Origin of the sequence: Secundilactobacillus yichangensis (genome assembly GCF_016861565.1) — a bacterium.
In the GTDB taxonomy this organism is placed as follows: Bacteria; Bacillota; Bacilli; order Lactobacillales; family Lactobacillaceae; genus Secundilactobacillus; species Secundilactobacillus yichangensis.
Map to the genome: position 1 here is coordinate 31,629 of NZ_BOLK01000012.1, position 23,529 is coordinate 55,157.

22 protein-coding genes are annotated in these 23,529 nt (G+C 44.5%); 17 read left to right on the forward strand and 5 right to left on the reverse strand.

Features of this window, described 5'->3' with window-relative positions; genetic code table 11:
* The first annotated feature begins 5 nt into the window (after positions 1–5).
* The 3 genes from JUE95_RS09600 to JUE95_RS09610 all read left to right on the forward strand — a co-directional run bounded on the left by JUE95_RS09600 (position 6) and on the right by JUE95_RS09610 (position 2,792).
* Positions 6–1,301: a D-alanyl-D-alanine carboxypeptidase family protein gene (locus tag JUE95_RS09600; RefSeq protein ID WP_203651038.1), complete on the forward strand. Its 1,296-nt coding sequence runs from the start codon at positions 6–8 to the stop codon at positions 1,299–1,301.
* A gap of 325 nt (positions 1,302–1,626) precedes the next feature.
* The gene (locus tag JUE95_RS09605; RefSeq protein WP_203651044.1) at positions 1,627–2,430 is read left to right on the forward strand and encodes an AzlC family ABC transporter permease; all 804 of its coding nucleotides are present in this window, start codon (positions 1,627–1,629) and stop codon (positions 2,428–2,430) included.
* Between the two features lie 17 nt (positions 2,431–2,447).
* Positions 2,448–2,792 carry an AzlD domain-containing protein gene (locus JUE95_RS09610; RefSeq protein ID WP_203651045.1) on the forward strand — a complete coding sequence of 115 codons (345 nt, stop codon included), beginning with the start codon at positions 2,448–2,450 and terminating at the stop codon, positions 2,790–2,792.
* Positions 2,793–3,018: 226 nt separating this feature from the next.
* On the opposite strand, the gene JUE95_RS09615 is transcribed toward JUE95_RS09610, so the two are convergent.
* Positions 3,019–4,191: a class I SAM-dependent methyltransferase gene (locus JUE95_RS09615; RefSeq protein WP_203651046.1), complete on the reverse strand. Its 1,173-nt coding sequence runs from the start codon at positions 4,189–4,191 to the stop codon at positions 3,019–3,021.
* A 171-nt stretch (positions 4,192–4,362) separates the two neighbouring features.
* On the opposite strand from JUE95_RS09615, the gene JUE95_RS09620 reads away from it, so the two are divergent.
* The 6 genes from JUE95_RS09620 (at position 4,363) to JUE95_RS09645 (ending at position 12,908) form a co-directional block, all read left to right on the forward strand.
* Positions 4,363–5,265: a hypothetical protein gene (locus tag JUE95_RS09620; protein WP_203651047.1), complete on the forward strand. Its 903-nt coding sequence runs from the start codon at positions 4,363–4,365 to the stop codon at positions 5,263–5,265.
* Positions 5,266–5,342: 77 nt separating this feature from the next.
* A complete protein-coding gene (locus JUE95_RS09625) occupies positions 5,343–6,422 on the forward strand; it encodes an AI-2E family transporter (protein WP_203651048.1) in 1,080 nt (359 codons plus the stop codon).
* A 37-nt stretch (positions 6,423–6,459) separates the two neighbouring features.
* Entirely contained in the window at positions 6,460–7,071 is a 612-nt protein-coding gene (gene lepB, locus JUE95_RS09630; RefSeq protein WP_235995416.1) for a signal peptidase I, read from the forward strand.
* A gap of 162 nt (positions 7,072–7,233) precedes the next feature.
* On the forward strand, positions 7,234–7,923 hold the full coding sequence (locus tag JUE95_RS09635; protein WP_203651049.1) for a 2,3-diphosphoglycerate-dependent phosphoglycerate mutase: 690 nt from the start codon (positions 7,234–7,236) through the stop codon (positions 7,921–7,923).
* A 358-nt stretch (positions 7,924–8,281) separates the two neighbouring features.
* Positions 8,282–8,518 carry a hypothetical protein gene (locus tag JUE95_RS09640; RefSeq protein ID WP_203651050.1) on the forward strand — a complete coding sequence of 79 codons (237 nt, stop codon included), beginning with the start codon at positions 8,282–8,284 and terminating at the stop codon, positions 8,516–8,518.
* A 463-nt stretch (positions 8,519–8,981) separates the two neighbouring features.
* Positions 8,982–12,908, forward strand: coding sequence for a mucin-binding protein (locus tag JUE95_RS09645; RefSeq protein ID WP_203651052.1), 3,927 nt, complete (start codon positions 8,982–8,984; stop codon positions 12,906–12,908).
* A 165-nt stretch (positions 12,909–13,073) separates the two neighbouring features.
* Here the strand turns inward: JUE95_RS09645 and JUE95_RS09650 are convergent, their stop codons facing one another.
* From JUE95_RS09650 to JUE95_RS09665, 4 genes are all read right to left on the reverse strand, one after another.
* A complete protein-coding gene (locus JUE95_RS09650) occupies positions 13,074–13,616 on the reverse strand; it encodes an Asp23/Gls24 family envelope stress response protein (RefSeq protein WP_203651054.1) in 543 nt (180 codons plus the stop codon).
* Positions 13,617–13,639: 23 nt separating this feature from the next.
* Complete coding sequence (locus JUE95_RS09655) at positions 13,640–13,825, reverse strand: DUF2273 domain-containing protein (RefSeq protein WP_203651056.1); 186 nt, start codon at positions 13,823–13,825, stop codon at positions 13,640–13,642.
* A gap of 13 nt (positions 13,826–13,838) precedes the next feature.
* Entirely contained in the window at positions 13,839–14,396 is a 558-nt protein-coding gene (gene amaP / locus JUE95_RS09660; protein WP_203651062.1) for an alkaline shock response membrane anchor protein AmaP, read from the reverse strand.
* A 161-nt stretch (positions 14,397–14,557) separates the two neighbouring features.
* Complete coding sequence (locus JUE95_RS09665; protein WP_203651063.1) at positions 14,558–15,175, reverse strand: hypothetical protein; 618 nt, start codon at positions 15,173–15,175, stop codon at positions 14,558–14,560.
* A gap of 278 nt (positions 15,176–15,453) precedes the next feature.
* Here JUE95_RS09665 and arsA point away from each other — a divergent pair, with 278 nt between their 5' ends.
* The 8 genes from arsA to JUE95_RS09705 all read left to right on the forward strand — a co-directional run bounded on the left by arsA (position 15,454) and on the right by JUE95_RS09705 (position 23,526).
* Positions 15,454–17,184: an arsenical pump-driving ATPase gene (arsA, locus tag JUE95_RS09670; RefSeq protein WP_203651065.1), complete on the forward strand. Its 1,731-nt coding sequence runs from the start codon at positions 15,454–15,456 to the stop codon at positions 17,182–17,184.
* A gap of 19 nt (positions 17,185–17,203) precedes the next feature.
* Positions 17,204–17,533 carry an arsenite efflux transporter metallochaperone ArsD gene (arsD, locus tag JUE95_RS09675; protein ID WP_203651069.1) on the forward strand — a complete coding sequence of 110 codons (330 nt, stop codon included), beginning with the start codon at positions 17,204–17,206 and terminating at the stop codon, positions 17,531–17,533.
* Between the two features lie 175 nt (positions 17,534–17,708).
* Positions 17,709–18,320, forward strand: a complete 612-nt coding sequence (locus tag JUE95_RS09680) for a PepSY domain-containing protein (protein ID WP_203651076.1) — start codon at positions 17,709–17,711, stop codon at positions 18,318–18,320.
* A gap of 79 nt (positions 18,321–18,399) precedes the next feature.
* Entirely contained in the window at positions 18,400–18,909 is a 510-nt protein-coding gene (locus tag JUE95_RS09685; RefSeq protein ID WP_203651078.1) for a hypothetical protein, read from the forward strand.
* Positions 18,910–19,050: 141 nt separating this feature from the next.
* A complete protein-coding gene (locus JUE95_RS09690; RefSeq protein WP_235995418.1) occupies positions 19,051–19,494 on the forward strand; it encodes a LytTR family DNA-binding domain-containing protein in 444 nt (147 codons plus the stop codon).
* Positions 19,491–19,940: a DUF3021 domain-containing protein gene (locus JUE95_RS09695; protein ID WP_203651079.1), complete on the forward strand. Its 450-nt coding sequence runs from the start codon at positions 19,491–19,493 to the stop codon at positions 19,938–19,940. Before JUE95_RS09690 ends, JUE95_RS09695 begins: the two co-directional genes overlap by 4 nt.
* Positions 19,941–20,224: 284 nt before the next feature.
* On the forward strand, positions 20,225–22,684 hold the full coding sequence (locus tag JUE95_RS09700; protein ID WP_203651080.1) for a phosphoketolase family protein: 2,460 nt from the start codon (positions 20,225–20,227) through the stop codon (positions 22,682–22,684).
* Between the two features lie 140 nt (positions 22,685–22,824).
* Positions 22,825–23,526 (forward strand): ABC transporter ATP-binding protein, encoded by a 702-nt coding sequence (locus JUE95_RS09705; RefSeq protein WP_203651081.1) that lies wholly within the window; start codon positions 22,825–22,827, stop codon positions 23,524–23,526.
* Positions 23,527–23,529: the final 3 nt, after the last annotated feature.

The following is a 23,529-nucleotide window of genomic DNA, read 5'->3' on the forward strand; positions in this document are numbered from 1 at the left end:
AAACTATGTTAGTTAATTCCCGAAGAAATGGCCTGAAATTCGGGCTATTTTTGTGCATCTTCATTGTGACATTAATGGTCGGCGGTTTGACCGCTAAAGCGGCTGCTCCTGATTTACAGGTGCGCTCCGCGATTGCGGTTGATGCTAACACTGGACAGGTTTTGTATCAGAAAAATGACCAGCGGAAACTGCCGATTGCATCGATGACTAAGCTGCTGTCAATTTATATTGTGTTAAAGGAAATCAAAAATGGTCAGTTGCACTGGAACCAGAAGGTGGCTATCAGTCCTGAAATAGCCAAAATGAGCCGCAATCCTGATCTGACTAACGTACCGTTAAGCGCTAATCGAAAATACACCGTTCGTGAACTGTATCGGGCCAGCCTGATCACTTCAGCTAACGCTGCTGTTTCGGCATTAGGTAACGCGGTTTCGGGCAGCCCGCACCGGTTTGTAAACAAGATGCGTTCAACTACCAAGCAGCTGGGCTTAACCAGTGCCCACATTGTGACCGCTTCAGGAATCACTAACGGTCAAGCGGGTAAGTTAGGCTATTCGTCCGTCGCTAAAAACGACGAAAATACCATGTCAGCTAAGGATGTTGCGCGGTTATCCCAGATAATTTTGAAGGAGTATCCGGAGATTTTACGGACAACCAGTCAGAGTAAAGCTTGGTTTGATAAGGGCGGCAGCAGTCAGACGCGGATGCAGAACTGGGACCTCATGCTGAAAGGGCTGAGCCAATATCGGGCGAATCTGCCAGTTGATGGACTGAAAACCGGGACGTCTAATGCGGCTGGCGGCAACTTTGTCGGTACCGTCAACCGTGATGGCCACCGAATCATTACGGTTGTCATGCACGCCCAAAATAAGGGAACCGGGGATCCTGCGCGGTTCGTGCAAACCAGAAATTTGATGAACTGGGTTTATGCCAGTTATCGGCCAGTGACATTGAACGCGCAGACGTACCAGTTGAGTAACGTCAAAGTTCCCATGGGTAAGGTAAAAACCGCGGAAATGACTGTCACTAAACCGACGACTGTCTGGCTTGGTAAGCATCAGTCCAGAACACAGCTGAAATCCAAACTGCTAATTGACGTTAATCATCAAGAGAAAGACGGGCTGAAGGCGCCAGCAGCGGCCAACACCACAATTGGAAAAGCGCGGTTAACCTTAGCTGGGAAGCCAATTTTACAAATTGACCACTCAGGTACTGTCACTTTACCGATTAAAACCATTTATAGTATAAAAAGAGCTAATTGGATAGTTCGTACTTGGCGCGATTTTATCTCTTTGTTTTGAATGAATAAGATAATACTGAATTAAAAACGAACTTTATAATTATTGGAATTAATATAGTTTGCAAATTGATTTATAAATATAAAAATGCAGGGTGCTTTTATTGTTTTTTTGTCCAGTTAACTTGTGAAAACACCGTAGGAAAACGGAATGAAACATGGTAAAATGACCTTGTATTGTGTAATTGTCGATTTATGGAGCGGGTGCACGGCTTTGATAAGAAAATAGTTTCAGTATGGATTATTTTTTGCGTTAAACGTGTTCCAGCAGACAGGAAGTTGCTTCTTAGGATTGCTGTCTAATCGTCTGCTTCGCCACTCTACCTTTTATGGAGGCATCATTCTTGACAAAACAAGTGCCAAACCCTAATGAGCCCAAATGGCGTTCAACCCTAAGCGTTGCGATGCCATTGAACTTGAGTTATATTCCCATTGGATTGGCCTGCGGTGTGCTGTTGCATGCAGCGGGATTCAATACGATTCTAACCGGGCTTGTGTCAATTTTTATTTTTTCAGGTGGTGCGCAATTTATGATTGCGTCTATGCTAACCATTAATGCGCCACTGCTGTCCATCGTACTGATGCTGTTCTTCTTGGAATTGCGGTACGCTTTGCTTGGATCGAGTCTATCGAAGTACCTGATTGGCACATCTGAACGGTTTAAACTAATTTTTGCAGTCTCGATGAACGATGAAAACTACGCGGTGAACTATCTAAAATTTGCCACTGATAAAAAGTGGACACCGCGTGAAGCACTGATGGTTGAGCATTATTCCTTACTCTTTTGGACCGTCAGCAACATTATCGGCAGTTTAGTCGGGAGTGCGTTAAAGATTGATTTAACGGTTGTTCACTTTGCGCTTACAGCACTGTTCCTTTACATGATTATTATGCAGGTCAAGAATCGGCTGACCATTTTTATTGGTTTAATTGCAGCGGTGCTGGCAGTGTTCTTCCTGGTATTGACAAAGAGTACCTTAGGACTAGTTATTTCAACGTTGATTTCATCGTTTATCGGTTTTGCTTTGGAGCATTACTTACGTAATAAAAAACCAGCTAGCCACTTACTTTACAAAGTTAGCAGCCCTGGCAGCAAAGAAGCCGCAGTTGAAGAAGAGTCAGACGAGAATTAGTTAAGTAGGGGACAGATATGACAGCAGTAAATCACTGGAATACAGCGCAACATCTCTTATTAGTTATCTTGGGTTTCTTCGTGGCGTTTGCGCCACGATACTTACCAATCAAGATTTTTACCCAGCGTAAGATTCCGGAGTGGTTCAACGAATGGATGAAGTTCATACCAGTGTCACTATTTACAGCACTGGTGGTTAAGGATGTCTTTGTGAGTCCAACCTATCAATTTGATATCGTTCATCATGTACCGGAAATCATTGCTTCAGTCATCGTGGGTTTGATTGCGTACTTTACACGATCAATGGCACTTTCTGTAGTGGTGGGGCTGGTCAGCGTATTCTTGCTGGCCGTCGTGCTGTAGGTGAGTTAAATTTGAATATTTTTGGGCTTTTTAGTCCTATTGGATAATGAAGCAGCGCAATCCCGGGTGGGGTTGCGCTGCTTTTTGGTTGTTTGATTTTATATAGCCGAATTGGGCTACACCAGGCAGAGACTTGCGCCTAACGCATTAGCACCATAAATCCAAGCCCGGGATTTACAGTGCCAATACGTTAGGACTCCAGTCTCTAAGCGCCTGGTTCCGCACCTTATTTCAGCATATACCCCCTCGTCATCGGCAAATCCCTTGACGAAGGTCCCTTTGACAGTAGGAACTGCATCACATCAATGTTACCCGATGCGAACGATGCCGCGCAGGCCTGCAAATACAGGTCCCACATTCTGGTGAAGCGTTCGTCCATCATTTTAGTGATTTCAGTCTCATGGGTTTTGAAGTTTTTATCCCAGATTTCTGTCGTCTTTTGATAGTGGCGCCGCAACGTTTCCAAGTCGTCCACCTGCATACCGGCGTCCAAAATATGCTGGATATTTTCCGTTAAACCTGGCACATAACCACCTGGGAAAATCCACTTGTTTAGCCAGCCGTTATTGGCACCCTTACCTTGGCGAGTGATGCCGTGGATCAAGGCCACGCCATCTGGCCGGAGGTATTTGGCCACGTCCTTGAAGTATTTGCCGAGGTTTTCTTCGCCAACGTGTTCAAACATACCCACCGAAGTCACGTAGTCCCACTGACGATCGCCTAATTCGCGGTAGTCCACCAGCAGTACTTCAGCGACGTCTTCTAAGTGCTCGTCGGTGATTCGTTGCTGAACCAGGTCATATTGTTCCTGACTCAGCGTGACGCCAGTAACTTTCAAATGGTATTCCTTAGCAGCCGTCAGCATCAAAGTTCCCCAGCCGCAGCCGATATCGAGTAATGTTCGACCGGGTTGCGGGTTCAGTTTATTGATGATGTGATGCACCTTGTTGATCTGTGCGGTTGTGAGATCATCATCGGGATGCTCAAAGTAGGCGCATGAATAAGTCATGGTTTTATCGAGCCACAGTTTATAGAAATCATTGCCTAAATCATAATGACTTTGGATGTCTTGCTTACTTTCCTTCTCACCGTGTTTTTGTTTGGGCAGGAAGTGAATGAACTTGTTGTTGTGAAAGAAGCTGTCAGCAGTTTCGTAAGCTGAAGTGATCAGTTTTTCAATGCTGCCATCGATTTCAATCTTTTTATCCATGTAGCCTTCGCCAAGCGCAATCGATGCGTTTTTGCGAATATCACCGATTGGAATGGGTTCGTTTAAAGTAATGTGGACTTCGGGGTCGCCGTCCCCATAAGTTTCTGTTTTGCCGTCCCAGTACGTTACTTTAACTGGGATATTAAATGAACGGCTCAGAAAGGTTTTGTAAAACGTCTTTTCAAGCATGAAGTTTCAATCCTTTCTCTATGAAAAAATATATTTACCTTTCTCAATTATACGCTTAAGCGTCAAGTTAAGATTATTTGAGAATTGGATAATCTTATGAATCGCTACTGCCGTAGGAATTAGCAACATGTTATAATGATAAATATGATAGCAAAAGTAGGAGGAATTAAATTGAAAAAGTGGATCTGGACCATTGTGGCTGTAGTGATCGTTGTCGTCATCGGCGGCGTGACCTTTACCAGTCATCATATTACGCAGAAAGCATATACAGCGGCTATGACGACCGGTAAGCAAGCGGTCAGCAATGAGAACTACTCAGTTGCTGAATCAGCTTTCCAAGATGCATTACGGCACCGTACCAATGATCAGCAAGCGCAGGGATATTTGACACAGACACAGAACTTCGTGTCAGCCCAATCAGCAATGACTGATCAGGAATTCGGTACGGCAAAGTCAGATTATACGAAGGTCAAGGATGCTAAGACGGGGCTGCCAACGTTGAGTAAGCGAGCTAAAACAGCCTTAAAGTTGCTGAAGACGGTTCAGCTTAAAGCGGAAATGTTCCAAGATGTCTACGATCAAGCTTTAACGCAGAATCAAGGGCAGTCTTATGAAGCGTCCAACTCGACCTTGGACCGAATCTTTAAGGATAAAGATGCCCAACAACCTTACTACACGAATATTTACAATAAAGCAGTGGAACTACGCAGCACCAACAACAAAGCCATCAAAAACGGTGGCGATGGGACTGCTGATTCAAGCGCCGCTGACAGTTCAGCAAGCAGCGACAGTTCCGCTTCAAGTAACAGCGGCAGTACGTCTGGATTAACGGACACTGAAAAGCAGGCTGCGAAGAACTATCAGGGTTCTAACGAGTTTACCGTTAAAAAATCACAAACTGAGATTAATGGTAAAACTATCACGGCAAGTCAAATTGCCAGTGCACGGAAAACCCTGTCATCCATTGGGGTGCCATCAGGCAGTTTTTCGGACCAGGATATCAGAAACGGTCTGATTGCCGCTAATAAGGCGGGCGTTTCGTTCAAATCATACGCACAAAAAAATTATAAGTAACCAAATGGTCCTTGTTTGGCCACGATAAGGGTGGCGGCAAGGGCTATTTGACTTATCTATAAGAGGGGAGGAACGCTATGAGCTTATATCAGCGGTTTGTTAACAATGTGGTTCTAAGACGGTGGGTTGTCTTAGGTATTTTGATCAGCTTTCTTTGGCTGGTAAGATCTGAAATGAGCAAGATTTTGCTGACCTTTATCTTTACGTTTCTAATCGTCAGTCTGATCAGGACAATCCAGCAGCACGTGCGCATCCCTTATCAGATAATTGTTATCGTGGTTTACGCGTTATTAATTATTGGGATGTATTTTGCTATCACCATTTATATTCCTAAAATTACGGCACAGGTGGTATCGAGTGTCCAGTCGATTTACAATTTCTATCAGGATTCGGCTAACGATACCAATCAAACGGTTAAACTGGTGTCGGATTGGCTGGCAAAGTCCAACCTCCTGCCACAGGTGAGAGGGAGCTTGAAGTTAGTTGTCGATTACATTACTAGCATTGGGTCATTCGGTGTTACATTCGTGCTGTCCATCATTTTAAGTTTCTTCTATACGATTGAATTAAAGCCAATGGATTCCTTCTCAAAACTGTTTTTAAGCAGTGATTACGGCTGGTTTTTCCAAGACATCTCCTATTTTGGCCACAAGTTTGCCAATACCTTTGGAGTAGTTTTAGAAGCGCAGTTCTTAATCGCCCTATTTAACACAGCAATAACGACCATTGGCTTAGCCTTCTTACACATGCCGCAGCTGCTGGCAATTGCCATCATGATCTTCATTCTGAGCCTTGTGCCCGTTGCGGGGGTCATCATTTCAGCCGTACCCCTAAGTATTTTGGGTTATGCAGTTGGCGGTATCAGAGATGTCATCACGATTTTGATTTTACTGCTAGTTGTCCATGCTCTTGAAGCGTATGTACTCAACCCTAAGTTAATGTCCAGTAAAACTGAATTGCCGATCTTCTATACTTTCGTGGTATTATTGGCAGGTGAAGCAATGTGGGGTATCTGGGGATTGATCGTCAGCGTACCAATTTTCACCTTCTTCCTGGATATTTTGGGTGTAAAGAAGGCCCACGGGCTGTACGTTGCACCGCAGGAATTAAAAAAGAAAATTAAGGAACAACGTAAACGCTGGAAGTCGGATGACTAACAGTGCGGATGTTGATTAACAAATTGGAGGTTTTATTTTGAAAAAAGCACTCTCATGGTTAATACCTGTTGCAATTGGGTTACTACTGGCTTTCGGGATTCGTTTCTTCTGGCTGGTGCCAGTTAACGTTTCTGGTGCGTCAATGGAGCCAAACCTGAAAAATGGTCAGCATATTGTGGCTGTTAAGACGGCACCCGTAAAGCGTTATTCAGTCATTGTTTTTGATGCTTCTGGCGTAGACGCCAACGCTGCACCGAAGGAAAATTACGTTAAGCGGGTTATCGGTTTACCAGGGGACTCCATTCGTTACAGCAAGACCGGTAAGCTTTACGTTAACGGCAAGTACCAAGCACAAAACTACATTTCTAAATATCAGCAGCAGGCCGGGACGGTTTCCAGTTTTCAAAACGGGTTTAACTTAGTTTCTGCAGCCCGTCAAAATGACTGGAGCAACAAGTGGAGCTTAGCGATTGGTAATAACCGGATCAATAAGGTGCCCAAGAACTGCTACTTCGTGCTAGGAGATCATCGGAGCGTGTCCGAAGATAGCCGGATGTACGGTTTTGTGCCAAAAAGTAAATTAGTCGGTGTTGTGAAGGTCGGTTTCTGGAAGAGCAATCACAAGATCATTAACAATTATCAAAATTAATGACACCGTAAATTTTACAAATAAGTAATCTTTTCGGGCGGGTTCAATCTTTTTAGTGATTGAACCCGCTTTCGTGATGTGAAACGTGAATTGGTACTGAAATTACCGTTGATTTGGTGTAGAATAGTTTGGTAATTAAAAGAAGAAAGAGGTATTTAACTAATGGCTAAATTAGTATTGATCCGTCATGGTCAAAGTGAATGGAACTTATCTAACCAATTTACTGGTTGGGTTGACGTTGACCTTAGCGATGAAGGTGTTAAGCAAGCTATCAACGCTGGTAAGTTACTCAAGGAAGCAGGTATTCAGTTCGACTATGCCTACACTTCTGTATTAACTCGTGCTATCAAGACGTTGCATTACGCTTTGGAATACTCAGACCAACTCTGGATTCCAGAAAAGAAGACATGGCGTTTGAATGAACGTCACTACGGTGCATTGCAAGGCCAAAACAAGGCTGAAGCAGCCAAGAAGTTCGGTGACGAACAAGTCCACATCTGGCGTCGTTCATACGACGTTTTGCCTCCATTGCTGAAGGCTGACGATGAAGGATCAGCTGTTAACGATCGTCGTTATGCTAACTTGGACCCTAACATCGTACCTGGTGGTGAAAACTTAAAGGTGACTTTGGAACGGGTTATGCCTTTCTGGGAAGATGAAGTTGCACCTAAGCTGTTAGACGGTAAGAACATCATCATCGCAGCCCACGGTAACTCATTACGTGCTTTAAGCAAGTACATTGAAGGTATCTCAGATGAAGATATCATCAACTTGGAAATGAAGACGGGCCAACCAGTTATCTACGACTTCGACGAAAAGTTGAATGTTTTGGGTAAGAGTAAGTTAGGCTAGAGTAAGAGTGCGGAAGCAGGCGGTTAGATAGTGGAGCCTAAGCGACTTCCGACAAAAATCCCGGGTTTGGATTTATGTTGGAAGTCGCTTAGGTGCAACTATCTGCCTGCTGGAACACGTTTCAGCTATATGGCAGGAAACAAAAATCCCGGTTTGAAATTTATGTTGAAAGTTGCTTAGGTGCAACTATCTGCCTGCTGGAACACGTTTCAGCTATATAACCTAAAAAAACAAAGAAAATGGTCACTAACGGGCGTTTCGTCTGTCCCGTGGGTGATCATTTTTCTGCGCTAATTTGCAGTAACATTGGATTCTGAAGGTATAAAAGAAAAATTAATTGAACAGGAGTAACGGAATTTTGAATAACGAAACCGAAGTTAGTCAACGAGAAATGTTAAAGATCATTGGTCTCTTTAGAAAGAATGGTTTTAAGGGTGAGTATGAATCCTTTGAACGGTCTAAAGAAGTTGAGGGTGAGTATCTAATCGTCGTTACCGACGAAAATACCCACATCAAAGGATTGTTTAAAGCCAATCCAAGCAAGGACATGGTTTCGTTTCAGCACGTTTTAAATGATCACAACACAGTCGCATAGTCGTTGATGACCGTGTTATAGATGTCTCTGAAGTTCGCTAGTTAACGAACTCAGGGGCATTTTTTCTACCGTTTAATTACTAACGATATTGCAAACAATTATCAACTTTAATGGTTTGGCCAGTAATGCAGTTTGAACCTGATCTGCCAAGAAGGGGACGGCTTCATAAAGTGATCGGTTTCATCTTTAAGCTAGGTCAAGTTCACATAATGTTGGAGGACTAAATACAGTAACATCTAATCAGCTTGAAAGCCTATATCATGGGCATAGGAGCAGATTGATTTTGAATTGTCAATGAGTTTTATTTTTTTGATTTTTGATAAAATTTAGACACATGTTCAACCTATAGAATGCTTGAATATGTCTTGTAAGTTATTTTGTATCGCAGTATAATCCTTATACAGAACAGAGAAGTAAGCGTTTTTGACGAGCAAGCACACCGATTTCGGGGGAGGCGGAAAAAATGAAAAAGCAACGGAGAATTGTCGACGAATTAACCACTACTAAAGAGCATTATAAGATGTATAAAATTGGCAAATCATGGGCATATACCATGATTTTGGTGGCATCAGTCAGTCTTGGGGCAACACTGACTGAGAAAACAGTAGCGAAAGCAGCCGAAACGACGCCAGTTACTCAGACTACAGATCAGGCAAATCAGAATTCAAATACGGTCATGTTAACCAGTAAAGAAGCAACATCAATTAACCAGCAACAAGGGGATAACGATTCTACAGCAGGTGATACTCAGGTAGTGAGTACTCCTGCAACTGAAAAACCGCTAACGCAAGCACCTGAACAACCTATAGTTACCACAGATACTGAACAACCAGTAGTCACGAAAGCAGTGACTAATTCAGAGCCAGGGAATAGTTCTACTAAATTAGAAGGCCGAGAAGCCCCTGTCGATGAATCAGGTTATTTGATCACTGCTAAGGATGACAATGGAAATTACTCTCTAGACCCAGCCGCTACCAGTCATCCAAAGGTAGCCGTTGATACGACAAATATTGACGACTATATGGAGGCTCATAAGATTGATGGGACGCCAATTGAATTTACCGGGGATTCAGTTGCTATGACGGATGGTTATGAAGAAATGGATATCAACAATGTCAAAAAGTTTCCTAAGTCAACTGCCTTGATCACTACGATGCAGCAAATCGATTTTTCAAAGGATTTCAGTATGGACGCCAGTGTGTTCATCAACTGGGATAACAAAATGATCAGTTCGCCGTGGGGCTATGGCGGTGACGGCATGGGGCTGCTGTTTGAAAATATTCCTCCGGCTGAAGCAATTGAAACAGCTCAAGAAGGCGGTGGCATCGGCGTTAGTGATAAGGATGTCGATAAAATTGCCTATATCATTTCCGCTAACGCAATGAACGAATCCCCAAAGGGTGATTATGACAAAAACTCCTGGATCATCTATCAGGCACAGGATGGTAACCCGCAGCAGGCAATCAACACTGCCGATAACCAGCCAATCGTTACGGGAGTTACAACAGCGCTCAGTGATGCCAAACCATCGAAGAGCATTAGTTACTCATTCATAGTGAACTATACGGCAAATGATAAGAAATTAACGACAGTAGTTAAAGATGAAACTGGCGCAGATGTGACCACTTGGAACTACGTTGTGCCAGATGAATACGTGGGTAAATTTTTCACCATGGTAGTGACGGGCGCTTCAGCTGCATCGCGGGCTGCCTACACCGCCAAAATCAATTCGTACACATATCAAGCAACGACTGCCAAATTAAATGTGACCTCTAGCGGACTCCAAGATGGGTCAACTGGTCCCGCACAAACTGGTATCGTTGGTATGGCAGGCAGCACAGTAGCGTTTTACCGTGATGGAACCACTGCACCAACGGTAACGGATGATGGTAAAGCGGTTGCGGTGGCGATTCCCGTAAAAGACGTTGGCACAGACTATTTGGCGGCCAATCAATTTACGGTTTTATCTGATCTTGAGAACAGCGTTGATCTTGTCTTCACCCATGACGCCACGGCCAAAGTGATCTATGTGACTGATGATGGCCAAACGATTTCTGACACGCAAGAAGTCAGCGGTCCAGTTGGTTCTTCACAAGCATATACGGTGACCAATCCGGATCCAGAAAATTATTATTTTGCGGAAAATGATCAGCCTGCTACCGGGACACTCACGGTGACGGATGATACTAATGATGATGTTACCATTCAGCTTAAACATGTAATTACGGCGAGCGTTCAGCCCATCAATACCTTGGGCGAAGCTATTGCGGGCGGTCTGGTAACAGCGTTTAAGGGAAAACCGGGGGATATCATTGATCTGACTAAACTGTCTGCGATTACGGGTTATACGGTCGTACCAGATCAAACACTGTTTATCCCTGATGAGGATGGTAATTTGAACGTCGTGTATCAGGCTAATCCCCAGAAAGCAACGGTTCAATTTGTGACGGTTGACGGCAGCGGTACCAAGGAAATCGCTAAGAGTCTGTCGCTCAATGGGGTGACAGATGAAGCCGTTAACCATGCGGAAGTTGCAGCTGCAATTCAAGCAATTTTAGATAAAGGCTACAGCCTCGGCAACGCTGACGGTACGCTGAATGCGGTTTTTGACAATAACGACGGGCAGGATCAAGTCTTCAAAATAGTCTTCAAACCGGTTAATCAGGTAGCATTGAATGTCACTTTGGTTCCAGTAGGAGAAGATAATGTACCGCTAACCAATGCAACATCTACCACAATTAGCGGATTACCAGGAACTACGATTGACCCAGAAAATTATCCAGAGATCGATGGCTACACAGTTGTGCCGAATCAAGAGAAGTTCTTTCCTGATCAGCCGGATCAGCAGCTTAAAATCGTTTATACGGCTGAAACGCAAACCGCAACGGTCGTTTTCTTGGATGATAACAGTCAGCAATTGGTACCTGACCAACAGATTACCGGGAAAACGGGTACGGCAGTTGGTCGTCAGCAGATATCACCAAGCATTCAATTTTTAATCAACCAGGGCTATAAGTTAGTGACTGACGGAGCGCTTAACGCCGTGTTCGATACGGATTCGAAGACGCCACAGACCATTAAAGTTCTTTTTGCGAAGAACGCTGTTTCACAACTGGCTACGTCGTTGATCCCGGTTACTGAGGATGGGCACATGCTGTTTACGACGCCAACAACGGTAACGGGGGCTCCGGGGGATGTTGTTAGCGAGTCAGACTATCCAGAGGTAAACGGATATACTGCTGTCCCAGATCAAAAGATCGTTATTCCCGATCTGCCGACGGGGACGTTAGTTAAATATGTACCAAATGAACAGTCGGCAACAATTAAATTTATTGCCGATGGGCAAGAGATTGCAGGGCCAGTTGAAATCAGCGGGCTCACCAATACAGCAGTAGATCACGGACAGGTGGCACCAATTATTCAGAGCTTGATCAATCAAGGTTACAAGCTAGTTACCGACGGCACTTTGAACGGTAAATTTGATAGCGATGATGTTTCATTGCAGACATTTAAAGTCGTTTTAGCGAAGAATACGCCGTCGCAACTGACAACTTCACTGATTCCAATTACCGAAGATGGTAAAATGCTGTTAACTACGCCAACTACCGCAACTGGCGAACCTGGTGAGGCGATTGACGAAAACGGATATCCGTTAGTCGACGGTTACACGGCGGTGCCAGATCAAAAGTTAACCATTCCAAACGTACCAGCTGGAACCTTGGTTAAATACACTGCTGACACACAAACTGCGGTGGTAGCGTTTGTAGATGAAAATGGCCAGCCAATTATTCCGAGCCAAGCGCTTACGGGCTTGACCAGAACACCGCTGGATCATAATCAAGTAGAAGCATACATCCAAGACGCGTTGAATAAGGGCTACAGACTGGTTTCGGATGGGACAGTTAATGCTAAATTCGACAGCAATTCACAGTCGGTTCAGGGCTTCAAGGTTGTCCTAGCACAGATTCCACCGGCAACGTCAACGGTAACGGAAACGGGAGAGCCAACAAAAACACCAGAAGCACCGATCACTCCAGTTGCTGAAGCAGGCCAACCGGTAGAAGAAGCGCCGACTTCGACAACCCCTGAAAAGGTGATGGAAACTGCGGCCAGTGGTGATGAGAAAGTTAACAATAAATCAGCAGATAACAACGATAACCAGCCAAATACAGCCTCGACAACAATGAACGTTCAAAGAGACAGTACTAACAGCGAATCGTTTGAGACTGGGCAAGCTGATAAGACGCCACAATTAGCTGATCAGCAGGCAATAAATCAGCTACCGCAAACTAGTGAGCAGGAAGCTCAGATAAACTCGGTTATCGGTATACTGTTACTAAGTCTTGCGACTCTGTTGGGCTTGGTGACTAAGCGAAAACGGGAGCACTGAAACCATTATTCGTCATTCTGAAAACGAATTAAACACAAGAAGGTGCCCAGATTGTTGAAGACAATCTGGGCACCTTCTTGTTAATCTGTGCGTCTAATTTTTAAAGCTACACAAACAAACAGGACAACGCTACCCACCAAAGAGCGTTATCCTGTGTAAATGAGATTATTTAACACGTGCAGGCTCATCATCCGGAGTGACCTTATCAACTCCGGTTGAAACTGCCGACTTTGTTTTTTTGGCACCTTTGTTCACAGCGTTCTTTGTCTTGTCGCCAAGTTCACCGACTTTATCCGGTACAGAAACAGAGTCGTGTTCATGTTCAGCACGAGTTTTCACGTCAACGACCGTAACGTTTACTTCAATCACGTCAAGGCCAGTCATTTCGTCGACATTTTCAACAATTTTCTGTTTAATTTGATCGTACAGGGCTGGGATATCGATACCGTATTCTGCCACAATGTTCAAATCAACAGCAACCTGTTTCTTGCCGACTTCTACATCAACGCCGGAAGTTACATCATTGGTATTAACTAATTTATCAGCAACGTTAGCGAAGAAACCACCATCGACCGTGAGTAAACCTTTGATATCGTTCAGGCAAAGGCCAACAATCTTTTGCAATACCTTGTCTTCGTAAGTGAGTTCACCTTTAATGTTAGTCTTGGTGTTCTTTGATTCGGATTTGTTGAGTGTTGAGGTTGGCATTAAACGTCCTCCTTTAACGGGGATTACTTAAAATAATCATCCAATAGACCGGTTTGGGAAAGGAATAATCCTGCTGCCACGCCAAGGCCGACTAAAACCAGCAGGACCAGCGTCTTCCAAAAACCAATCATGAGCAACAACAGAGCAATCACTAAACCGGTGACACCACCGATGATGGGCCAGCGGTATAGTTTGAGTAACTCAGGCATGACAACGCCTCCTTTACACGACACGGGGCTGTTTTGACTGACGGTGCTGCTTGAAATCCGTTAACCGGATATCGATTTTTCGGTGATGATCGATACCCAGCAGTGTCTTAAGGTCTTGCTCCAGCCGTTCTGCAAACTGTTTTGACTGCAGCGTCGCGTTTGGAGAGGACCGCAATTTACCGTGGATCTTAACTTTCAACCGCCTACGTGAAAGCTTAGTGGTAACTTTGGGTTCGCTAATGAATGGTTCATGCTGTAGTGAGGAAAGGGTGAAATTATCGATGGCCTTCTTAGTTATTCGCAGTTGTCCATTGTTATGGCGCGTGCGATATAACTGAAATGATTTCGGCCAAGCGGTAATGACGAGGAAGAGTACGATCAATACGACTCCTAAAACTAAGCCACCCCAGAAGAGGTAATTCTGACTAACGGTCTGCATCGTGCCAGAGTCTAAAAATTTTAGATGCAACGGTTCACCAATCACGGACCAATTTTGGAGCATCAAGCCTAAAGACAACGGTATTGCGAGAACAATTAGGATCGCAAGTCCCGCTTTAGTAAAGGTTTGCAAGTTATCACCACCCTTCTTTGTAATACCATCATAACAAGTGAGTAGCGGTGATTTCTAGAAGAATGCTGATAATTTTATTATCATTACCATAAGCAGTATATTTAATAAGCTAATTGATACTTTTAGAATATTTTGTCTGATTTTAAGACAGAGGTTGGTCGTTAGTTGCGTACAGTAGCAGTTGGGTTACCAACTGAAGGGTCGATTGCCAACCGGAATAAGATGTCGCTTTTTTCGGAAAACGGCAGGCCATCTAAATACAGTTCACGGTAGGTGTCAATTTTAGTCCGTTGATAACCGGCATCTTCAATGGCTTCGTTAAGCGCCTGCAAGGTTTTAGCTTGCGGACCGATTTCGCCGTGTCCCGTAGCCTGAATTTCAGTCCCTTCCGCCAGCTGTTCAAAGTGGATCTGATCAGAAAGTGACTTTTCCCAGTTAGCGTAGTGTTTTGCAGCGTCAAAGGTATCCTGGTGGATGAACAATGGCTGTTTGAGCCAGATTTTAAATTTTTCACCATTACCGTCCAGCGTCCAAACTGACTGGAGCGGGTAGGGGCGATACGTTTTAAAGCCACCGACTTCGATGCCGATGTTTTGGCTATCGGCGATAATTGCCGCCACTTTTTCGACTGCTTCCGCTAAGAGGATGAACGTCTCATCGTTGGTATGCTGCAGCGCCCGTCCTTCAGCAGTGATGTAGCTGCGGGTGGTTAATTCAACAATTGACGGTGTTGCAGAGTGCTGATATTCAGCCGGTTCGTAAGTTTCCCAGTTAAACATGGTAAGGACCTCCTTGTCAGGTAACGGTCAGATTTGTTTTAATGTGCCGTCATTTTAGAACAATCACGGTGCGGGTACCACCAACTAGGCTTGCTTAAGCTAAATTGATACAGTAATCGGAATTAGTCTGATAATGGTTTGAGTTGCGGCTTCCGTTCGGCAGTATTCGTACACCTGATTCAGCTCCCAGGATAGCTTTTTGACGTTCATCAGAATACCGCCTATACTTGAAGTAATAAATATGTAAGCGCTTTTACTCGAAAGGAGGAGATGATAAATTGGTTCTATATCAGCCATCAACAGCCAACCTGACCCACTATTTATTTTTCACGGGCAAGGGCGGTGTTGGTAAGACAACGATGGCTACTGCCACTGCGATACACCTGGCGGATGCTGGCAAGCAGGTCATGATTGTTTCCACGGATCCCGCCAGTAACTTACAGGATGTGTTTGAAACTAAGCTGAGTAATCAGCCTAAGCCAGTGCCGGGCGTGACTGGCATAGATGCGGCTAATTTTGACCCGATCGTGGCGGCTAACGAATATCGTGAAAGCGTGATTGGCCCGTATCGCGGCAAGCTGCCGGAAGTTGCCATTCAAAACATGTCTGAACAGCTATCGGGTTCATGCACGGTAGAAATCGCATCGTTTAACGAATTCGCCAAGTTTCTGACTGATTCCGCCGTTGATCAGAAATATGATTACATTATCTTTGATACCGCGCCGACCGGTCACGCTTTGCGGATGCTGCAATTGCCGTCAGCTTGGAGCAACTATCTGGATCAGAATCAGGAGGGAGCCTCCTGTCTAGGACAACTAGCAGGGTTAGGTGATCAGAAGGCAACGTATAAGAAGGCGGTTGAAACCTTGAATAATGCGGAACTCACCACGCTATTGCTTGTTACAAGACCGCAGCGGGCTTCGCTGGTTGAAACCGAGCGTGCTGCTGCAGAATTAACTCAGATCGGTATGACCAACCAGCAGCTGATTATCAATGGTGTCTTGGAACAGCCAACGGATGAACCTTCGCAGGCTATCTTTGACCAGCAGCAATCCGATTTGCGTGACATGCCGACAGCCTTAAAATTATTGCCAAGTGCGAAAGTGCCGTTACGGGCTTATAACGTTACCGGAGTGGCTAATATTCGTAAGGTGCTGCAAGAAGAACAGCCACCTGTGACTGTTAAACCAACTTTACAGCCCAAGTTTCCTTCTATTGATAAAATCGTCGATGATCTCATTGATCAGAATAAGAAAATTGTCTTCACCATGGGTAAGGGCGGCGTTGGCAAAACCACGGTTGCTACTCAGTTGGCCAAGAAGTTGGCAGCTCATCATAAAACAGTGCATCTTGCCACAACGGATCCAGCTGATCATTTAGCCTTGTTCAAAATTGATGATCCGGCAATTACTGTGAGCCATATAGATGAAAAACAGGTGCTTAAGCAGTATCAGGATGAAGTGCTGAATAAAGCAAAACAAACCATGTCAGCGGATGACGTTGACTACATTGCTGAAGATTTGCGTTCACCTTGTACCCAGGAGATTGCAGTGTTCAGAGCGTTTGCGGATGTTGTGGCGCAAAACGACAGCGATATTGTTGTTATTGATACGGCACCGACTGGACACACGCTGCTGTTACTGAATTCCACCGAAAACTATGCTGAAGAAGTGAAGCGCACAACGGGTGAAGTACCGCAGAACGTGTTGGCTCTTTTGCCACGGCTGCAGGATCCCAAGCAAACTGAGATTATCACCGTGACGCTACCGGAAACAACGCCGATCTATGAGTCGCTGCGGCTAAACGCTGACCTTGATCGGGCCAAGATGCCGCATAAATGGTGGGTCGTTAATCAAAGTTTATTGGCAACTCAAACCACTAATTCGGTGTTACAGGCCCGTGCAAGCAGTGAATTGAAATGGATCAAAAAAGTTAAAGCTGTCTCTAATGGCTACTATGCTGTTGAAAAGTGGCAGCCGAATTTTGAACAGATGAACTTAACAGTTTAAATAAAGGTCGTGAATAATAATGAAAAAAGTTGAAATTTTTGAACCGGCACTGTGCTGTCCTACTGGACTGTGCGGACCCAGCGTGGATCAGAATCTAGTTCGTTTGACCGCCATCCAACGTTCGGTCAATCACAGCGGCAAGGCAATGATCGTTCGCCGGAACTTAGCTCAGAACCCTGATGCTTTCTTACGCAATCCCCAGGTGGCCGAGCTGCTGAAAACTGACGATATGTCGTGCCTGCCAATTACGTTGGTTGACGGTGCGGTTAAAAAGACTGGCGCCTACCCGACAAATGCTGAATTAACCGCCTATACCGGAGTTGATTCGGAAAAAGTGAACACCAAATAAGAAATCACCCTCGCAAGTTACGATGCGAGGGTGATTTTGATGACGGACTCATTTCCGAGTAGTTTATGCTGAAAAAACAGAGTGAAATTATTGAGTTCCGCTTATTTTATCGATAGACTTACACTGTATAATTGCTTGTTGTTTATTTTACAATAACATAGGAAGGATGTTATCAATGAAATCCCAATTTATCCTTGCTGCGGCACTGGCATCGCTGATGTTAGCTGGCTGCAGTTCCAATAATCAGTCAAAGTCTGATCAAAGCAGCGCATCATCTTCTAGTGCAGTGAGCCACAGCCAGTCAAGCTCAGCCAGCCAGTCATCGGCCGTTAGTGATGTGAGTCAAGTTAAAGTGTCAGTGGCGACGGCAATCAAAACGTATCAGCAAACTTATGCTAATTCGCAGATCACAGACCTTTCAGTTGAGCGGGAACTGGGAAAATATCAATATGAAATCGAAGGTGTAGATAACAGCCGTGAACATACTCTAAAATTAGACGCTAATAGTGGCAAGATTCTCGTCAAAAAGAGCGAACGGCTGGATGCGGATGAAGCGAATGGCGCAGAACGGCAAGACGCACTGGATCTGAACAATATGATTGGCTTATCCCGCGTCGTGAAAATAGCACAGCCAAAGGCTAAGGGACAGGCTGCAACTGAAGCGTCCATTGATAAAGAGAGCGAACAAACGATTTGGGAGATTCAGTTTGGACATCAAGGACAGGAAACCAGCGTGAAGCTTAACGCACAAACGGGTCGAATACTGGCGGTTGACACCGATGATTAATCGAATTTTAGCTAATTTGAGCGTGCTTGCCTCGGCGTCACCAAAGGGGTATATTACTTCTTAAATGAGGTGATTTTTGATGAGAAAATGGATTATTGCTGGTGGCGTGCTGATCACCAGCCTAGGCATGACTGGGATCAGTGCTAGTGCCAGCAGCTATGGAACGACTGCTAAGTCAGTGCGGGGAACCTGGTATTGGACAACTGGTCACTATCGGGGAGCAGCTGCGGGTCAACAGGTGACATTGTCGACGCATAAAATTGCTTGGCACTCCTTCCCTACAGGGACAGGTAACTTTGGCTACCTGCCTAAAATCAGTAAAGTTCACGGCTGGTATCGAATTAACATCGGTACTGCTGAAAAGCTTGCCAAAAACAAAAACCAGGCGATTCATGGCTGGAACAAGTCGGACTACATGTATTTTCGCAAGACTACTCACAAGGTAAATGGTAAGAGCCAATCGGTTCTGCTATGGAGCGTAACGGGTTCAAAACTGAAATCAGCAATGATCCTGACACATCATAAAACGTATCTGCATAAGGGACAGCAAACCGTTGCCGTTAAAGCGGACGGTTCGTATCACTATTAAACTAAAGTTGAATTTAAAGGTCGTAGGCAAATGCTTACGGCCTTTTTTGACCACTTATCGGGGAAAATAGACCGGTTATTCTGGCTAACTAGCTATTAGATGAGAATGCGGATAGACTGATTTTGAAAGGAGGGGGATAAAGTGGATGTCATCTTTAATCTAGCTAAGAAATTTGTCACACCATCAATTAGTATCAACGCACAAAAGGAGAGTCAGGAATTAATTCAGCTATCAATTGAAATTGATCGGCTGGTTAATAAGATGACCGTCATCGGCTACCAGGATAACCGGCGAATAGTGGTGCCGTTTTATCGCATTATTCGGTTTTACACGCAAGGTAAGCACGTGGTCTGCGAAACCACTGCGGGTACCTACCGGGTGCGTCAGCGGATGTATGAGTTAAGAACACAGCTTTCAGACTCAGCGTTCATTTCCGTTTCCAATGCTGAGATTGTCAACAAGTCAGCTATTCAGTCGTTCTCGTTGACTAGCAGCGGCAGTTACCAGATTAATTTAACGACGGGAGCGAGTACCTATACGTCGAGGCGTTACGTTAAGCAAATCAAGGAGGCCTTTTTAAAATGAAAGTTATTTTACATGCCATTTCCGGAGCCGTGATCGGTATCACAGTTGGTTTTATGATGGCACTCTTTTTTTCGGTATTGAATCAAACCGCAATCTTTATGCCGTCAACACCAGAATTTGTCGCTCGGTTCAGCAATAATTTAATGGCGACTATCGCCTCGGCAGGCTTATGGGCTTTGATGGGGATCGTTTTTGACGTGACCAGCTATTTAATTTTTGAACGGAGTCAGTGGAGCATCACCCATCAGACGATCGTTCACTTTCTTGTGACCTATGCGTGTTTTACACCACTGGCAATTATCGCTGACTGGTTTCCGGTACAGCATTACTTCCTTTCATATACGCTGGAATTTGTCATTATTTACATCATTATGTGGTTCATTTCTATGCAGATTGCTAAAGCGAAGGTTCGTCGGCTGAATCAGTTGCTGAATGGAAAAGAATGACGAAAATTTAACGACGAAAGAAATTCATGAATTAATTGAAAATTAACTACCACATTCCTCCCATTCATAGTATGATTTAAGCACGTTAAATCGGGTCGGTTTCAAAACTTTACGAAGTATGAAAATGCGAGTTTCGTTGCATTTTTTATAATTGGACCGTATCAATTTAAAAAGTTGTTGACTTTTTTAGAATAATTGGTATTATTAATAAAGCAAATGGACCATAACGATTTTTCGTTAATTGTCAGAAGTAAAGCTATTTAAATGAAGGAGTGTATAATTTCATGGCAGTAGATTATGATTCCAAGTCATACTTGGAAAAAGTTGACGCCTGGTGGCGTGCCACAACGTATCTTTCAGGTGGTATGATCTTCCTGAAGAACAACCCATTGTTCTCAGTTACTAACACACCAATCCAAGCGGACGACGTAAAAGTTAAGCCAATTGGTCACTGGGGTACTATTTCAGGACAAACGTTCCTGTATGCCCATGCCAACCGTTTGATCAACAAGTACGGTTTGAACATGTTCTATATTGGTGGTCCCGGTCATGGTGGCCAAGTTATGGTTACTAACTCATACTTGGACGGTACTTACACCGACGCCTACCCTGAAATCACACAGGATCTTGAAGGTATGTCACGTCTTTACAAGCGGTTCTCATTCCCTGGTGGAATTGGTTCCCACATGACTGCTCAAACTCCTGGCTCACTTCATGAAGGTGGCGAACTTGGTTACTCACTTTCACACGCAACTGGTGCTATTCTGGATAACCCAGATCAAATCGCCTTTACTGTTGTTGGTGATGGTGAAGTTGAAACCGGTCCTGCTATGACTGCTTGGAACTCAATCAAGTTCATCAACCCTAAGAACGACGGTGCCGTTTTACCAATTCTTGACTTAAACGGCTTCAAGATTTCCAACCCAACTCTCTTCAGTCGGATGAGCGACGAAAACATCGCTAAGTTCTTCGAAGGTCTTGGCTGGTCACCTCGTTTCCTTGAAAACGATGATATCCACGATTACATGACTTACCACGAAAAAGCTGCTAAGTTATTTGATCAAGCAATTGCTGATATCCAACAAATCCAAAAAGATGCTCGCGAAAACGGCAAGTACGAAGATGGTACCATTCCAGCTTGGCCTGTTGTTATCGCACGTTTGCCTAAAGGTTGGGGCGGTCCTAAGAAGAACCCAGCTGGCGAACCAATTGAAAACTCATTCCGTGCTCACCAAGTTCCGCTTGGCTTGAGCCAAAAGAACCTTGCTGAACTACCAGAATTCGAAGCTTGGATGAACTCATACAAGCCAGAAGAATTATTTAACACTGATGGTTCATTGAAAGCCGAAGTTGCTGACTTTGCACCTAAGGGTGACAAGCGGATGGCAGCCAACCCCGTAACTAACGGTGGCCGTCGTCGTGGCGAAAAGCCTGCTATGCTTGACTTACCTGACTGGAAGAGCTTAGCCAACGACATCAACGCTGACAACCGTGGTACTTTATTACCAGATGGCAACCGTAACATGGATATGAATGTTCTTTCTTCATTCTTTGCTGGCGTTGCTACTAAGAACCCAACATCATTCCGTGTATTCGGCCCTGACGAAACCATGTCAAACCGTCTCTGGGATATGTTCAAGATGACTAACCGTCAATGGATGAGCAAGGTCAAGGAACCTAATGACCAATACGAAGCCCCAGAAGGCCGTATCTTAGATGCTCAATTGTCAGAACACCAAGCTGAAGGTTGGCTTGAAGGCTACACTCTGACTGGTCGTCAAGGAATCTTTGCTTCATACGAATCATTCTTGCGGGTTGTTGACTCAATGACGACTCAACACTTCAAGTGGATCCGTCAGGCTGCTGCTGAACCATGGCGCAATGATTACCCATCATTGAACTTGATTTCAACTTCAACTGTATTCCAACAAGACCACAACGGTTACACCCACCAAGACCCAGGTATGCTTACCCACTTGGCTGAAAAGAAGTCTGACTTTATCCGTCAATATCTTCCAGCCGATGGTAACACGTTGTTAGCTGTCTTTGACCGTGCCTTCCGTGACCGTCAAAAGGTTAACCACATCGTTGCTTCTAAGCAACCTCGTCAACAATGGTTCTCAATCGATGAAGCTGAAGAATTAGCTACTGAAGGTATCAAGGCTATTGATTGGGCTTCAACTGTTGCTGAAGGTGAAGATGCTGATATCGTCTTTGCTTCAGCCGGTGTTGAACCAACTATCGAAACCTTAGCTGCTATTGATATGATCAACGATGCATTCCCATCAGTTAAGATGCGTTATGTCAACGTTGTTGAACTCGGACGTCTTCAAAAGAAGAATGGCCCTCTGAACGCAGAACGTTCATTGTCAGATGACAAGTTTAAATCACTCTTCGGTCAATCAGGAACTCCAGTACTCTTTGGCTTCCACGGTTACGAAGACTTGATTGAATCAATCTTCTACGAACGTCAACATGCTGGTGCACACGTCCATGGTTACCGTGAAGATGGTGATATCACCACTGCTTACGACATGCGTGTATACTCTAAGCTTGATCGTTTCAACCAATCTAAAGATGCTGTTAACACATTGATTGAAAAGGGTGTTATCGACGAAGCTGCCGGTAAAGCTTTTGACAAGAAGATGGATGACATCTTAGCAAAACACTTCAAGGTTACTCGTGACGAAGGTCGCGACATTGAAGAATTCACTAAGTGGGAATGGACTCCATTAAAGAAGTAATTTCTTGAACGGCTGAATGAACATTTAAAAAGCACCGACTCAGAAATGGGTCGGTGTTTTTTTGCGTAAAAATCCAACTTGAATTTCTACTCTAGTCAAGGGATACTCAATAGTAGAAGAACCAAATGGGGTGGCTGCGTATGAGTTACATTGAAGTACAAAATGAATCGAAAATCTATCAAATGGGTGAAACTAAAATTATTGCCAATAACCAATTGAACTTTACCTGTGAGCAAGGGCAGTTAACGGTGATCTTAGGACCCAGCGGTGCTGGTAAATCAACGGTTCTGAATATTTTAGGCGGTATGGATACGCCCACTAGTGGTGCCGTTTTGATTGACGGAATTGATATTGCCAAGTTTAATGATCGTCAATTAACGGCATACCGCCGCAGCGATGTTGGGTTTGTTTTTCAATTCTATAACCTGATTCCGAACCTCACGACTAGAGAAAACGTGGAGCTGGCTAACTCAATCGTGGATGACGCTTTGGATGCGGAAGAAACGCTTCGCGAAGTGGGACTGGGTAATCGGCTAGATAACTTTCCTTCTCAACTCTCCGGTGGGGAGCAGCAGCGAGTGGCCATCGCCCGGGCGCTGGCTAAGAATCCCAAATTGTTATTGTGCGATGAGCCCACTGGCGCGTTGGATTATCAGACCGGTAAGCAAGTTTTGAGTCTGCTTCAAACGGCCAGTCAGCGCAACGACAAAACCGTGGTCATCATTACCCATAACGCGGCGATTGCGAAAATGGCTGACCGGGTGATTCACATCAATGATGCCCAGGTGCGCTCCGTAGAAGATAATCCGACACCAGTTCCCGTTCAGCAGATTGAGTGGTGATCG